This is a genomic window from Pseudalkalibacillus salsuginis, assembly GCF_021646685.1.
GTDB classification, from domain to species: domain Bacteria; phylum Bacillota; class Bacilli; order Bacillales; family Fictibacillaceae; genus Pseudalkalibacillus; species Pseudalkalibacillus salsuginis.
This window is the reverse complement of the sequence record NZ_JAKJHW010000003.1, coordinates 203,434-217,533: the sequence shown is the minus strand read 5'-3', so window position 1 is coordinate 217,533 and position 14,100 is coordinate 203,434. Positions and strand designations below refer to the sequence as shown.

Annotated in this window: 11 protein-coding genes; 3 read left to right on the top strand and 8 right to left on the bottom strand. The window is 35.7% G+C overall.

Going from position 1 to position 14,100, the window contains the following annotated elements; all coding sequences use genetic code 11:
- Positions 1-16: 16 nt before the first annotated feature.
- The 8 genes from L1611_RS10380 to L1611_RS10345 all read right to left on the bottom strand — a co-directional run bounded on the left by L1611_RS10380 (position 17) and on the right by L1611_RS10345 (position 10,515).
- Positions 17-1,351: a flippase gene (locus L1611_RS10380; RefSeq protein WP_236313027.1), complete on the bottom strand. Its 1,335-nt coding sequence runs from the start codon at positions 1,349-1,351 to the stop codon at positions 17-19.
- Positions 1,341-2,609 carry a glycosyltransferase gene (locus L1611_RS10375; protein ID WP_236313026.1) on the bottom strand — a complete coding sequence of 423 codons (1,269 nt, stop codon included), beginning with the start codon at positions 2,607-2,609 and terminating at the stop codon, positions 1,341-1,343. The genes L1611_RS10380 and L1611_RS10375 overlap by 11 nt, the downstream gene beginning before the upstream one ends.
- Before the next feature lie 258 nt (positions 2,610-2,867).
- On the bottom strand, positions 2,868-3,932 hold the full coding sequence (locus tag L1611_RS10370; RefSeq protein WP_236313025.1) for a glycosyltransferase family 4 protein: 1,065 nt from the start codon (positions 3,930-3,932) through the stop codon (positions 2,868-2,870).
- 315 nt (positions 3,933-4,247) lie between these two features.
- Positions 4,248-5,021, bottom strand: coding sequence for a WecB/TagA/CpsF family glycosyltransferase (locus L1611_RS10365; RefSeq protein ID WP_236313024.1), 774 nt, complete (start codon positions 5,019-5,021; stop codon positions 4,248-4,250).
- Between the two features lie 157 nt (positions 5,022-5,178).
- On the bottom strand, positions 5,179-6,234 hold the full coding sequence (locus tag L1611_RS10360; protein ID WP_236313023.1) for an acyltransferase family protein: 1,056 nt from the start codon (positions 6,232-6,234) through the stop codon (positions 5,179-5,181).
- 159 nt (positions 6,235-6,393) lie between these two features.
- Positions 6,394-7,200: a teichoic acids export ABC transporter ATP-binding subunit TagH gene (gene tagH, locus L1611_RS10355; protein ID WP_236313022.1), complete on the bottom strand. Its 807-nt coding sequence runs from the start codon at positions 7,198-7,200 to the stop codon at positions 6,394-6,396.
- Between the two features lie 17 nt (positions 7,201-7,217).
- Positions 7,218-8,042, bottom strand: coding sequence for an ABC transporter permease (locus L1611_RS10350; protein ID WP_236313021.1), 825 nt, complete (start codon positions 8,040-8,042; stop codon positions 7,218-7,220).
- A gap of 358 nt (positions 8,043-8,400) precedes the next feature.
- The gene (locus tag L1611_RS10345) at positions 8,401-10,515 is read right to left on the bottom strand and encodes a CDP-glycerol glycerophosphotransferase family protein (RefSeq protein ID WP_236313020.1); all 2,115 of its coding nucleotides are present in this window, start codon (positions 10,513-10,515) and stop codon (positions 8,401-8,403) included.
- 862 nt (positions 10,516-11,377) lie between these two features.
- Here L1611_RS10345 and tagD point away from each other — a divergent pair.
- The 3 genes from tagD (at position 11,378) to L1611_RS10330 (ending at position 14,097) form a co-directional block, all read left to right on the top strand.
- A complete protein-coding gene (tagD, locus tag L1611_RS10340) occupies positions 11,378-11,776 on the top strand; it encodes a glycerol-3-phosphate cytidylyltransferase (protein ID WP_236313019.1) in 399 nt (132 codons plus the stop codon).
- 25 nt (positions 11,777-11,801) lie between these two features.
- Entirely contained in the window at positions 11,802-12,929 is a 1,128-nt protein-coding gene (locus L1611_RS10335) for a CDP-glycerol glycerophosphotransferase family protein (protein WP_236313018.1), read from the top strand.
- Positions 12,930-13,092: 163 nt separating this feature from the next.
- On the top strand, positions 13,093-14,097 hold the full coding sequence (locus L1611_RS10330) for an LCP family protein (protein ID WP_236313017.1): 1,005 nt from the start codon (positions 13,093-13,095) through the stop codon (positions 14,095-14,097).
- Positions 14,098-14,100 lie beyond the last annotated feature (3 nt).

Here is a 14,100-nt window from a genome sequence, read left to right as displayed (position 1 = left end):
TCAGAAAACCTCCGATTCATCTGTCAGCCATTTTCGTTTTCAATTGCTTGAATAAATTCGAATAGAGATAGAGATCATCCCTTTGTATCAAAAGAAAGCTTCGATAATTCGAACTGGTCACTTTCTTATAAAGATAGATTTTGATAATAAGACTTAAAATATAAGTTGTAGTAGTCGCAACTGCAGCTCCGACCACTCCATACAGAGGGATCAAATAGATGTTCAACCCAACGTTGAACAATACGTTGAAAAGGGAAACGTACATGTTGACCTCTGGTTTCCCCCTACCTGCTATATCATTGGATAAAAGCCTATCGATTGATAGTGCCGCAACTCCAGGAATGAGCCATTTCAAAAGGCTCGAACTCTTTTCGTATCGAACCCCGAATAATAAATCGATCACCCAATCGGCAAAGAAAAAAACTCCGATGGTCAACAGCAGCACAAAGACTAAAAAGTTTCTCGTCAAGATCGATGTCACCCGATTGCGGTCCCTTTCATCATCAACCGATGCAATTCTAGGAAGTAAGACGGTCGACAGGGATTGCGACAATATGGATATCCTCTCTCCAATGTTTACGGCTGTTACATAAACACCAACTGCTGCCGGGTTCAAAAAATACCCTAACAAAAGAAGGTCGATTCGATAGTTTAAAAAAGACATCACGTTACTTATATGTGCTTTCAATCCAAACAAGACTGATTTTTTAAAGTACGAAAGATTGAAAGCCCCTTTTTCGTACCTGAACCCGAATTTAGCATAGAGGATATAAACAATCGAAACTGTCGTGATCAAGTGCCCTAAAATAAAGGCGACGACTGCTCCTGTGAGTCCATAATCCAAAACGATGATGAATAAACAAACAAAAAATAATGTACCCAATTGCGTAATGATCAAAATCGTATTAAACACACCGAATTGCTGCAATCCTTGAAAAACCGTCTGAAAATAAATGTTCAGGAACATGAACGGCAATGCGATCAAACTCAACAATAAGAAAGTTGTTGATGCTTCTTCAAAAAATCGATCTGAAAAAAAGAATGCAATCACCATTCCAATCAGAATCGACACAAAACTTAAAAATACACCAATATACAAATTGTTTTTCACTGCTGAATCAACGTCGATTTCTTCCCTGCTCACATAGTAGATTGTCGACGTATTCACCCCAAGATTCATAAACGTCATGAGCAGCTGGGGTAATAAGATGACAAGTGTATATTGACCTTGTCCAGATGGACCAAGAAACCTTGCGAGAACGATCAATAACAACATCCCGAGGAGAATACTGGTGAATTGTCGCGTAATCGTGATGAAACTGTCTTTCGCGAAGCTATTCCTAGCCCTCATGTTGTCGGTTTCCTCCTAACAGGACTAACTGCTTGGTAAATTCATCGTAATTTTTCTCTGCATTGAAATATTCATTCCATATTTCATAAGCATGTTTACTAGCTGAATCATATTCCTGGTCAGTCATAGCATCAAATTCCTCGACAGCGTCCGCAATTTTCTCAGGGGAGGTGTCCTTATCCAACAGCTTCCCATTCCGGGTGTTGACCAATTCAGACGTACCACCCACATCTGTTGCAATAACAGGGATACCACAACTGAATGCTTCCATGATGGAAACCGGAACCCCCTCGCTGGCACTCACGTTCATGAAAAGATCAACCGGGGTCTGTTGATAATACGATCGGATTTGAGTACCATCCAAATAACCTAGAAACTCCCACTGTACATTTGATGGAAGTTTTTCTGCTAATTCATTAAGCTTATCCCACAAAGGGCCATTTCCTATATGTGTCCACTTTACTCTCCGCTTCGTTCTAGTCAGAGCTTCAATGAGCAGGTCCAGCCGTTTCACCTCGACCATATAAGAGCAAGTGACAATGTGCATCTGCTTATCCCTGTTTTGAGGATTAGTTTGCTCTACTCCGACTGTTCCAAGTCTACTAATTGAAAGTTTAGCTGGAATTAAGTCAGGATATTTATTTTGTAAATAATTTTTCCCATCGGCTGAAATCGTGTAAAGTTTGTCAAGGTTCGTAATAGTCTTTCCTTGTAATGGCAGGAATGGAGGTGTATGCCTATACGCATACAGATCACCGCCATGTGCCCTGGCTACACTCTTTATAGCTTCCCCATACTTTTCCTTCAGCATTCCTAATGCAACCGCAGCAGGACTCAACCAATACGAGTAAAAAACACATTCTGAAAGTTCTGTGTTGTTTTTTACATAATTCTGTTCGAGTTGTTTACGTATATTCACGGCCAGGCTCAACCAGTTGACCAGTTTCAATACACCGCTCATGCCATGTTTGCGAGCTGTTCCGAACTCCTCGGCAAACCATTTCAAAGCTTGAGGGTCAGTCAATAGCGTAAGTCTTCGCATGTATGTAAGGGACTTGAAAGGTGCCATGTTCCGTTCAATTGGATTTATGATGACGTTATCGGGAACTTCCCTTTTTTCGTTTTCGGGTGAATAAGCAACTGGAGATATAATAATCTTATGAAATTCTTTTTGTAAATATGGCAGTTCAGTTTCAAAAAAATGCTCTCCAGGTAAGTATGGAAAGTTTTGAGTCAATACGATCAAGGTCGAATTCATATAAAATCCCTCATTTTCTTCATTAGTTTAATTTTTAGCAACTCAATTCAGTTTTTATACCAAAAAGAAAAACAATAAACTTTTCGCAGAATTAACAAATTGTTAGTCCACGAAATTTAACGGGCATGAAAGCCTTCCGATCCGCCCCCGGAAAAGGAGTAAATTACGACATAAATAAAAAAGGAGCTGACCCAAAACCAGCAGCTTCAAAATTTGAAGTGTCTGGCTCTTTCGAGTCAACCCCTTATAAAAACGTAATTATTGTCTGCTTTTAATGACTTTCCGGTAAAACCTCAGAAACGGTTTATATCGGTCACTGACTAGGCCTACGGTCTCAGCAACGAGCTGAAACGCCACGAATAGACCAAATAAAATCAATAATGATCCGATCAATGTCGTCTCCGTTACAACCACTGCACAAATACTGAATATGATTCCAAAAGCATAAATGACGAGTACAGTATTCCGATGCGACAGGCCTAGTGCTAAAATTCGATGATGCAAGTGTGACTTATCTGGTGCCGAAATCGGTTTTTTATTCACAACCCGTCGTATAATTGCAAATGATGTATCAAAAATCGGTACTCCTAGGATCAGGATCGGAACAAGGAAGCTGAACAAGGTTACACTTTTGTATAAACCTAATAGGGAGAGGATAGCAATTGCATACCCTAAGAATAGTGCACCGGTGTCTCCCATAAATATCTTAGCTGGGTGGAAATTATAAAAGAGAAATCCGATGATACTACCGATCAAAATCAAGGCTAAGGTCAAAATCAAGCCTTTCCCAGCAGCTCCTGCCATGAATGCAATCGTGGCGATACCGATCAAAGAAATTCCTGCAGCTAGACCATCTAACCCATCGATCAAATTAATCGCATTTGTGATTGCAACAATCCATAAAACTGAAATTGGATAGGACCAGATACCGAGTTCAAAATTTTCAACAAGGAATGGGACACTAAGTACATTGATCGTCAAGCCAGTCGATACAACAAGCGTTGCTGCGATCAATTGACCCGAAAGTTTTACGATCGCGGACAATTCCAAAATATCATCAAGAATACCTAATACAATGATTAAAAAAGCCCCAAGCAGAATTCCGGTCATTTGTTCTTTATATAGTCCACCAGCAAAATATCCAGTGGTACATCCGATGAAAATCGCCAGCCCGCCTAACCGTGGCATGACCTTTTCATGGACTTTACGATTATTCGGTTTATCTGTAGCTCCTATTTTATGGGCTAGTTTTATAACGAAGGGAGTAATGATCAGGACAGTTATGGATGATGTAATCAGTGCAATGATCATGCTATTGTCCATAAGTGGATCTCCTTTGCTTAAACATTCTAGGTAAGCGTATCACATATTTAGTGAAAATCAATTCTTTATTCAGTAAAGATTGTAAAGATTATTATTCGAATTATTAAAACTAAATAAATATTTCGTAACAAGTCCATCCTTATTGACGATATTACCTATTTTTACAATTTATAATCCTATTGTTTGATAAACGAAACCGGTTGATGTGAGGAAGTACCCCTTAATTTTCAAGTAAAGATTGGTAATAGTGAATCCCTTATGAATAGTAAAGTAAAACATACTTTCTACCCTGCACTTTGGTTACTAATTGAATAATTAACGAGTGCCTGCTTCGGCTTTTTCTTTGAAAACTTTAAATAAAAACTTCGGTAATTCCAACATCCTTTTAAATCGCCAAGGTTGGGTTATAAGCCTATACATCCATTCAAGGTTGAGTTTCCTCCACAAACGCGGGGCTCTTTTCACTTCGCCGGATAATACATCGAAGCTTCCACCTACACCCATAAATATACCCTTTTTGAAGTGCTTAAAGTTTTCATAAATCCATTTTTCTTGCCGCGGAGAGCCTAAACCTACAAAAACCATATCCGGCTGGAGCTGCTTAATCTCATCACAGATTTTTGAACTTTCATCACTAGAGAAATAGCCATCTCGAAAACCTGCAACACGTAAGCCCGGAAATCTGGCATGTACATTATTCACTGCTTTTTTCATTGTAGTGTCTTTAGCACCTATAAAATAAACGGAATGATCTTTTTTCTCAGCATGTAAAAGAAGACCCATCATCGTCTCAAATCCTGTAATCCTTTCAGGAATAGGTTTGTTCAACATCTTGGAAGCAATTACGATCCCGATACCATCAGGAGTGACGTAAGAGCTCTGTTTGACAATCTGTTTAAATGATGGGTCTTTAAAAGTTTGCATTACAATTTCCGGATTAGCTGTTATTACAAATTTCTTTTCTTTCCTTTTTATATGATTCAAAAGAGTATCTATAAATTGGTCTTTAGGGGTTTTTACAAAAGGAACGTTAAGAATCTCTACACGATCGTCATTTTTTATATCGATTTTTCTTAAAGTGTTTTCCATAAGAGTATCGCCCCAACCTTTTACAATGTTTTACGCTCTTATGTAATTATCGACAATTATTGAATATATGTAAAGGATTTCTTTAAAAAACGAACACAAAAGTGTATAAAGAAAGGGCTGGTTCAATGGTTTTCGCTTTAGAACCGACCCAGGTCATTTATCTTGATACTGTTGAATGAACAGAAGCATATTGAGCTTCAGGAACACGGATAGACTTTTTTCTTCTTGTATTACCGACTATATAGCCACCAAATGGGAATAAGGATACCGATTTTATAATCAACATCGATAAGATGAGACTCACAAAAAACAAGCCAATCACACGGGTGCTTGTATGCTCAAAGAAGTTCGCAGTATAAGGACCGACATATCGTTGGACCTGCCAATGTAATAAATAGATACCGAGTGAATAGTTACTTATCGTATTTATGATTTTCGAGTTAGGTACGAATTTTCCAAACGTAAGGATCGCTAAACTACATAGGATCACAAATGGGAATAGATCGAACCTTTTAGAATTAACACTTGTAAAACCAAATTTATAATTCATTGCTACGAAATACAAGGATAGTAATACGCCGGTCAAAATATGCCATTTATATTTTCTTGAAAATTCGATGATCTTCTTATAATGCCGGCCAATCAGATAACCTGTAGTAAAATAGCCGAACCAGGCTGTGAATGGGAGCTTTAAATAGTGCCTGTTATCTTGTATGAACGCTAAATCAGAGTAATTCAAAAGATGGAGATGAGCGAACATAACTATATAACTGATTGGAAGAAGGACCTTCATTGAAATATTGAACTTGATCACTAAATAATGCAGGATATAGAACTGTAGAATGATCAACACAAAATATCCTTCAAACATACCGAATAAAACATTATCTAGAACTTTATCTTTAATCTGTATGTTTCCACTCAAATTGAACGTAACCAGTGCATCAATAATAGCAAATGAAACGAAAGGGAAAAAAATCCATTTTATTCTCTTACTAAAAAACCCCTTTCCCAACCGATCCGGATATCGGTTCGCCAATATGATTTCTGACAGGACAATGAAGGTTGGAGTTGCGTAACATAATAGTAGACGCGCAAGGTTATAATATTCAGTTTGCGGAAAGCCTGCCACTAACCCTGTCTGGGTTGTACTATGAAGTAGAACAATGCTAAGGCAAGCTACAAAACGCAATAGGTTCCATTCCTTGATCATTTTTATCCCCTGCTTTTAAGTTAATTTTTGTCGAATTTTGTCGAATTTTTTTTACAACGGGAATACTATAACAAAATTATCCTAATATCGCAACACACTGTTCGTTCAAGGAAAAAGAACCTTGACTATGGCATTGAAACTAGTCAAGGTTCTCCCTTTTTAAATGGTAGCTGTTTTCAACTTGGAATTGTTTTTAATGGCCTCTTCCCTATACTTTCTTTTCTCTTTTTTAGACATCTTTTTATATTTCTCTAAAAAATCTTCATATTTAGGCATCACTTCATCTACTGGACCAAACTCTTTGACAACTCCGAATTCAAGCCACAAGATCTTTTCACAGAATTTTTTCATCTGCCCAATTGAATGACTGACAAAAATCATTGTTTTACCTTTGGATTTGAATTCCTTCATTTTTTCCAAGGATTTTTCTGCAAATGCTTTGTCTCCTACAGATAATGCCTCATCAATGATTAAAATATCAGGATCGATATTTATTGAAATTGCAAAGCCTAGTCGTGACTTCATCCCACTGGAATAGGATTTTACTGGTTGATCAATGAATTTCTCCAATTCCGCAAACTCGATGATATCGTCCTCCATCGCTTGGATCTCTTTTTTTGAAAACCCGAGCATGAGACATTTGAGTTCGATATTTTCTCTACCAGTCAAATCACCTTTAAGACCTGAAGCAACCGCAATTAAGGCCGCCTGCCCATTCAATGTCACAGAACCAGTTGTTTCAGGGACGATTCCAGCGATTATGTTCGATAATGTTGATTTACCTGAACCATTGATACCGACAAAACCTACCACATCGCCCTTTTCAGCATCAAAATCAACATGCCTTAAAGCATAGAAGTCTTCACCATAGCTTTTTGGTGTAATCAAATCTAATATTTTCTCTGAAGATTTCTTATATAATTTGTATTTTTTTGAAACATTTTTGACAATAATCGCTTTTTCCATACTAATTTTCCTCTCATCTATAGAAAGTCGATGAAATGTCTTCTGAATTTTACATGTATTGTTGAACCAATGATAAGGAGCATACCTGTAACAGCCCAGAAATACAAGGTATATTCCCAGTTTTCAATAAAATACCAGCCTATTCCGAAGAATCCAGCTCTATAGCCTTCAATCAAATAATAAAGGGGATTGATCTTCATAACCAACTGAATAAACTCGTTATCGATGCTCGAAACCTGCCACAAAATCGGTGATAAATAGAGCAACATACGTAGTGTTGCTTGTAAAAACATTTGTACGTCACGAATAATTGTTGCTAGTGTTGATGTGACTAATGCGAGTGCAAAAATGAACATGAATGTTGCAAAAATAAAGTAGATGAACTGTAAATAGTATATATTTATCGGAAATCCTGAAAATTGCATGACCAGTATCGTTATGATTCCCAAGGCAGCATGGATATAAAATTGAGAAAAAATGATATAGTTAGGAATGACACTCATTGGAAAATTCATCTTTGAGAGCATTCTCAACCTTGTATAAATTGATTTCGAGCCTTTTATTGTAGATTGATAGAAAAAGAACCAAATGATGATCCCAGCCAGCATCCACTGTAGAAATGGAACTTCCAGCCCATTTTCTAATGTAATATCCGCTCTCTTCCTTATACCATATCCAAATACAAACCAATAAATAGCTACCTGGATAAGCGGATTAATGAGTTCCCATGCCATGCCTAAATAATTATTGCTATTTGAACTTTTCAATTCATATAAGGATAACCTTCTAACCAAGTAGAAGTGCTCAATCTGTTCTTTAATCACAGTGATTACGGATTTCATACTTTAGTCCTTCCTGTGTACCTATTGGATGATAAAATACTCCTCAAATTATACTTTCACACATTTTAAAACACAACAAATGATACAAAATTGTAGAGATGTTGTAAAACTCTCCCCTAATGCCTCTGCCGACAATTAGTATTTCGTACTCATTATCAGAATTTTAACCGCATGCATTACATAAAAGTAGAATTGTACAAGAAAAGCGCAAACCCCTGACCAGTATCCGCAAGAGGACTGAAGTGATCCAAGTGGTTGGGTGGTGGAGCTGGACATCACTTCATCGAATTTATACTTATCTTTTTAATAAAACAGGCCGTCGATCAGTTTCGACAGCCAGTACAAAAGACGTAATGATTTACTTTAAAAACACCTCTTCTACTACTCTCTTTGAAGATTCCCCAGATTCCAGATAACAAAACTTTCCATAAAACTCTTCAGTCGTATCAGATGGGATGAATCCTTTCTCTTTTATTTGCTTTATCTCGTGAATGATTTCTTCTGTTGTCCGGGTTAAAGGTCCTGGCGCTTTTTCTTCAAAGTCAAAATAAAACCCTCTCAAATTATCTCTATAATCATCAATATCATATACAAAAAATAGCATTGGTCTTTTTAAGTTGGCATAATCAAAGAATACTGACGAATAGTCGGTTATCAGAATATCTGCTAACATGTACAATTCTCTAATGTCCTCATGGTAGGAAAAATCATAAACAAAATCTTCATAACCAGCCAAATCAAGGTTTTCAGCCACAAGATAATGCATCCTTAACAGTACAATATATTCTTCCCCAAGCTCTTCCTTGATTTTATCCAATTCAAGCTGCAGATCAAACTTGTACTTCCCTTTGGCATAAAATTGATTGTCACGCCATGTCGGAGCATACAATATGATTTTTTTATCCTCGGGGAGATTCAATCTCTCCTTCAACTGATTGATTGTAGCCAGATTATTGCAATTGAGCAAAAAATCATTTCGAGGATAACCCGATTCTATCATTGTTTTATCAAAAGCGAACGCCCTTTTGAAGATTTCGGTTGAATATGCATTAGGTGAAACTAAATAATCCCAATTACTTGCTTCCTTCAAGAAGTTCTCTTTATATTTTTTAGTGTTAGTCCCCGGCATATGGACCTCATCCATATCAGCAGCAAGCCTTTTCAATGGTGTCCCATGCCAAGTCTGCAAATAAATAGTATGTTTCGGTTTTGGGATCCAAAGAGGCAATCTGCTATTGGTAACCCAGTATTTTGCTCTAGTCATCAATATCAGCCATTGAATAGAAAACCTTCTTACATACTTTACATCTTTATCTGTGAAGTACTTCAAGTGTCTTCTATCAACACTCCAGTACATTTTATACTCTGGATGGTTTTCCAACAAATATTCATATATAGCCCTCGGGCTGTCACTATATTGTTTTCCTAAAAAACTCTCGAACATTACCAGTTTGGGATTGGCCGGAAGAAGCCTGCCTAATAAATAGAAAACGCTTTTATATAATTCTTTCAAGTAGTTGCTTCTTCTGATTTTCACCCACTTCTTTTTCACATTGGTAATTGTCTGTTTTACCACGTTATAATCAACTACATTTACTGAAAAATACTTTGTTTTCTTGGTAACACTACAATATATTTTCCTTTTTTTACCATTTGTAACAAGGGTAGTTTCGGTAGGAAGAGAAGCATCATGCGTTAGTCGGATCCTTGTACTCCGCATTTTTACAGTGTTACCTAAGTGATCATACTCAAGCTCTAAAAAAAACTTGAAACATTTTTTATTCTCATCTTTTATATATGGTTTGACATCAAATAATCCTTTAAATCCGATTTCTTCAAATGAAAGGGCACCTGAATATTTTGAGTATAGATCTTGACGAGCCATCTGTTTGATGTCAATAAATTTTTCGTCTTCACCATTTTTTGTGACAACCAGCTTAATTCCGGTAATATTAAACTCTTCAACTTTATGAAGTGGTGGATAATTGAAAAATCCAGCTACTGAAATCTCCCCTGTACTTGTCAATTCCACATTATCAAATGATGCGAAAAGAGTATATTCATTGAACCTGAAAGAAACATTACCCTCTTTAGTCGTAAACGGATAGAACATCTTCTGTTTTTCTCTAATTACAATACACAATAGCCTCAAATGGTCATAATTACTTTTGATCCGGCTCTTCTTTAATGCTCCCTGTGTTTCACGAACAATATATAAATCCCAAATATCATCTATTAAAGGATTGAACACATCCGAAGAGATTTTGATTTCATATATGGTAAAATCATTTATTGAATCTTTTTTAGTTGAAGTTAACACAATTTCCTCATCATCTAGTCTTTTTGACAAGATAAAATACATTTGATCGGCAACATTTGAAAAAGATTCCTTTACAGGTATTTCTATTGTGTACACTTTATCATGTAGATCTAGATTCGTTATCTTTATGTTTTCCAATTCATGTTGGTCCATATTTTGTTCCGTGCTCCTCTCTCTCGACATTATACGATATTATATGCCGAAAATTTTTGGTTTTCAAATGGGGATTTTCCCCAGACATAAACGATAAATTAATACGAAAACTTTTAAGATATATAATAAGTTCCCTATTAACGAGAAGTTTTATGAAACCATCAATTAATTGAAAAGGGATTATTTTCACTTCTAACTTCAAAAATAGAGGGTTCTCTCTTTCCACCTAGAAAGTATTTGTAATATACAACAGTCGAAATTTACGAAGAAAATATGGCCCTAGTTATCTGATTGTCGATGGCGAAAATGGGTTTCTCATGGAGAACAGACGTAATCGACTAATTTCAAATTTAATGACCTTTTATATAGAAAATGCTCTAATAGCAATCAAAATGAGTGAGAACGCTAAATATAAACATTTGATAAGGGGATTTATAAGAAAAAATGGCTCGCATTGAAGATGCAGCGGAAAATAAAAAATAATACAACTGAATTGGATTTAAATCGTAAATTAACTGCAAAGTCTATTCAGCCTTGGGTTTGTTTCATTTGAATTTCAATACTTATTTATGCCTTAAGTCCTGACTGAAGCATTGGTTACATGATTTGACAAACATGTGTATTATTATGGTATAATTTAAAGGTTTATTGGTAAATATTTTAAATTGATCAATTCCCCTTGTAAATTTTCTGTAAAGAGTTTTAATTATATATATAGGTGGTATAAATAATCAGAAGTATTGTTAATAGAATGTAAACCCTATGTTACAGTTTTGCAAATTTGTTATATTACTATATACATTGTGGACGTAACAATAATTTAAGTCTTTATATCTAGCAAAACCTATAGGAGGAACCAAAAATGAAAAAAGTATTGACATACGGTACGTTTGACTTACTCCATAATGGCCATATAAACCTACTCCGCCGCGCTAAAGAGTTGGGAGATCATTTGACGGTGGCAGTTTCTACTGATGAATTCAATGCTCTTAAAAACAAAAAAGCATATCATAGTTACGAAAACCGTAAAGTAATACTTGAATCTATCCGTTATGTAGATGAAGTGATCCCTGAAAATCATTGGGATCAAAAGATTCAAGATGTCGTTGAAAACGATATTGATGTATTCGTCATGGGTGATGATTGGAAAGGAAAATTCGATTTCCTTAAAGAATATACTGAAGTAGTTTATCTCCCTCGTACAGTCGGCATATCTACTTCAAAGATCAAAAAAGATCTATTAATAGTCAATAATGGTTAGAGAACTGTTGATTGGAACATACTTAATGATTTTCAAACTGTTATTCAATATGTTCCAACTATTTCCCCAAAGGAAAAAGGCAACATTTGTTGCTTCTTTTGGGGATAATATTTTTTATGTAGCCGACGAAATAGCAAAGATTCAACAAGATGAAATCATCATTTTAAAACACCCAAAATGCAATATAGAGTTTGAGAACATTAAAAACTCGAAAATATATTCATTTGAATGTTTGAATTTATTTCACTTGATCGTCTCAATCTATCATTTAAGTACATCTAAAATCGTATTTACAGATAATTATTATGGATTTTTATCTGTTACGAATTTCAAACCAAATGTAAAATGTGTTCAACTTTGGCATGCAGCTGGAGCAATAAAAAAGTTTGGTCTCATGGATCCTTCAATCAAAGGGAGACAAAGTTCCGCAAAAAAGCGGATCCAAAGCGTGTATCAACGGCACACTCATATAGCAGTTGGATCTGAAAAAATGGCAAGTATCGTTCGACAAAGCTTCGGTGTAGATGATAAGGCTATTTTACGTACTGGCGTACCCAGAACAGATTTCTTTTATGATGAGAACAAAAAGCAATCAGCAATTGAACAATTAAGGAATGAATTTCCTATAATCAAATCAAAAAAAGTGATTTTATACGCCCCTACCTTCAGAGATGGGGAATTTAATCTGCCGGATATCCAGCTGGACCTTCAATCCATGTACGAGGAATTGAAAGATGATTTTGTAGTATTTTTACGGATTCATCCTGCGGTGAATTTTAAATTGAATCATAATTATTCAAACTTTGTTTATGATGTTTCAGATTATTATTCAGTGAATCATTTACTATTGATTACTGATTATTTAATTACTGATTATTCTTCTATACCTTTTGAATGCTCGTTGCTTAAAAAGCCAATGATATTTTTCATGTTTGATTTAAATGATTATCGGAAAAAACCTGGTATTTGGAAAGAATTCGAAAGTAATATTCCAGGTCCAATCGCAAAAAATACACGTGAGATCCTTTCCATTATAAAAAATAATCATTTCAATTATCTTTTAATTGAAAAGTTTGCTGATGAATGGAATCAATACTCAAAAGGGAATTCAAGTGAATCCTTGATCAAGGGATTATATTATAATATCGAATAAGTGAACTGTATAAATAATTGTTATAAACTTTTAGAGAATTGTATTGATATATCGTTTTTTATAATATAAAATTTTAAAAGCCGGTAGATTATAAGAGACCTCCATCGGGTCTCTTTTTTATTATTCGACTTTTACATTTCATAATCCTGAGGAGAAAACAAGTATGTATCGAAAAGAAATTCGCAAGAGAAAAAAACGTCATCGTAGACGCCTGGTATTGATTCCATTATTTTTAATTATTTTTTATACGATTGGATATGGTTCCTATTTAACTTTTAAACTAGCAAATGCTACCGATAATTCAATAGAAAAATTGAAAAGAGGAGAAAAATCGGATCTCCGTGAGGATAAAGTCGATGTCAACAAAGATAACTTTTCTGTGTTATTCATAGGTGTAGATGCTCGTGAAGGTGAACGTGTCAGTCGCTCTGATGCACTGATTCTCGCCACCTTCAATAAAAAAGACAATTCTGTAAAAATGGTTAGTATTCCTCGGGATTCTTATGTGGAAATATCAGGAGTAGGCATGGATAAAATCAATCATGCACATGCCTACGGTGGGGTCGATCTAGCAGTAAAAAGTGTGGAAAACTTGTTTGATGTACCAGTTGACCATTATGTAAGAGTGGATTTCAAAGCCTTTATCGACATAGTTGATGCACTGGGCGGAGTTGAAGTTAATGTACCGAAAACATTTTCTGTTCAGGATAGTAAAGACCGGCATGATGCCATCACCCTACATGAAGGCAACCAGCAATTGGATGGTGAAGAAGCTTTAGCCTTTGTCCGCATGCGAAAGCAGGATCCTACAGGTGACATCGGCCGTGGAGAAAGGCAACGGCAAGTGATTAAAGCTATCATTGAGAAAGGTGCCTCCTTCAGCTCCATCACAAAATATGATGATGTAATCGATGGATTAGAAGGAAATATCCAAATGGATCTGAATTTCAAAGAAATTGTAGGCCTTCATGGTTATGCAGGAGAAATCGATAAAATAGACTCTCTCGAATTAAAGGGTGAAAACTCTAATAATGGAGTTTTTTATTATATATTAGATGAGACTAGTGTTGAGGAAATCTCAAATAGCTTCAAGGCACATCTGGAACTTGATGATGACAAATATGAGAAAAGTCCAGAAGCTACAAATAATGAATCGACAAGTTATTAACCC

Excerpts from the sequence above, each read along its gene's own strand:
- L1611_RS10375 (WP_236313026.1), bottom strand. The coding sequence starts at position 2,609 with ATGAATTCGACCTTGATCGTATTGACTCAAAACTTTCCATACTTACCT.
- L1611_RS10380 (WP_236313027.1), bottom strand. The coding sequence starts at position 1,351 with ATGAGGGCTAGGAATAGCTTCGCGAAAGACAGTTTCATCACGATTACG.
- L1611_RS10350 (WP_236313021.1), bottom strand. The coding sequence starts at position 8,042 with ATGAAATCCGTAATCACTGTGATTAAAGAACAGATTGAGCACTTCTAC.
- tagD (WP_236313019.1), top strand. The coding sequence starts at position 11,378 with ATGAAAAAAGTATTGACATACGGTACGTTTGACTTACTCCATAATGGC.
- L1611_RS10345 (WP_236313020.1), bottom strand. The coding sequence starts at position 10,515 with ATGGACCAACATGAATTGGAAAACATAAAGATAACGAATCTAGATCTA.
- L1611_RS10335 (WP_236313018.1), top strand. The coding sequence starts at position 11,802 with ATGATTTTCAAACTGTTATTCAATATGTTCCAACTATTTCCCCAAAGG.
- L1611_RS10370 (WP_236313025.1), bottom strand. The coding sequence starts at position 3,932 with ATGGACAATAGCATGATCATTGCACTGATTACATCATCCATAACTGTC.
- tagH (WP_236313022.1), bottom strand. The coding sequence starts at position 7,200 with ATGGAAAAAGCGATTATTGTCAAAAATGTTTCAAAAAAATACAAATTA.
- L1611_RS10365 (WP_236313024.1), bottom strand. The coding sequence starts at position 5,021 with ATGGAAAACACTTTAAGAAAAATCGATATAAAAAATGACGATCGTGTA.
- L1611_RS10360 (WP_236313023.1), bottom strand. The coding sequence starts at position 6,234 with ATGATCAAGGAATGGAACCTATTGCGTTTTGTAGCTTGCCTTAGCATT.
- L1611_RS10330 (WP_236313017.1), top strand. The coding sequence starts at position 13,093 with ATGTATCGAAAAGAAATTCGCAAGAGAAAAAAACGTCATCGTAGACGC.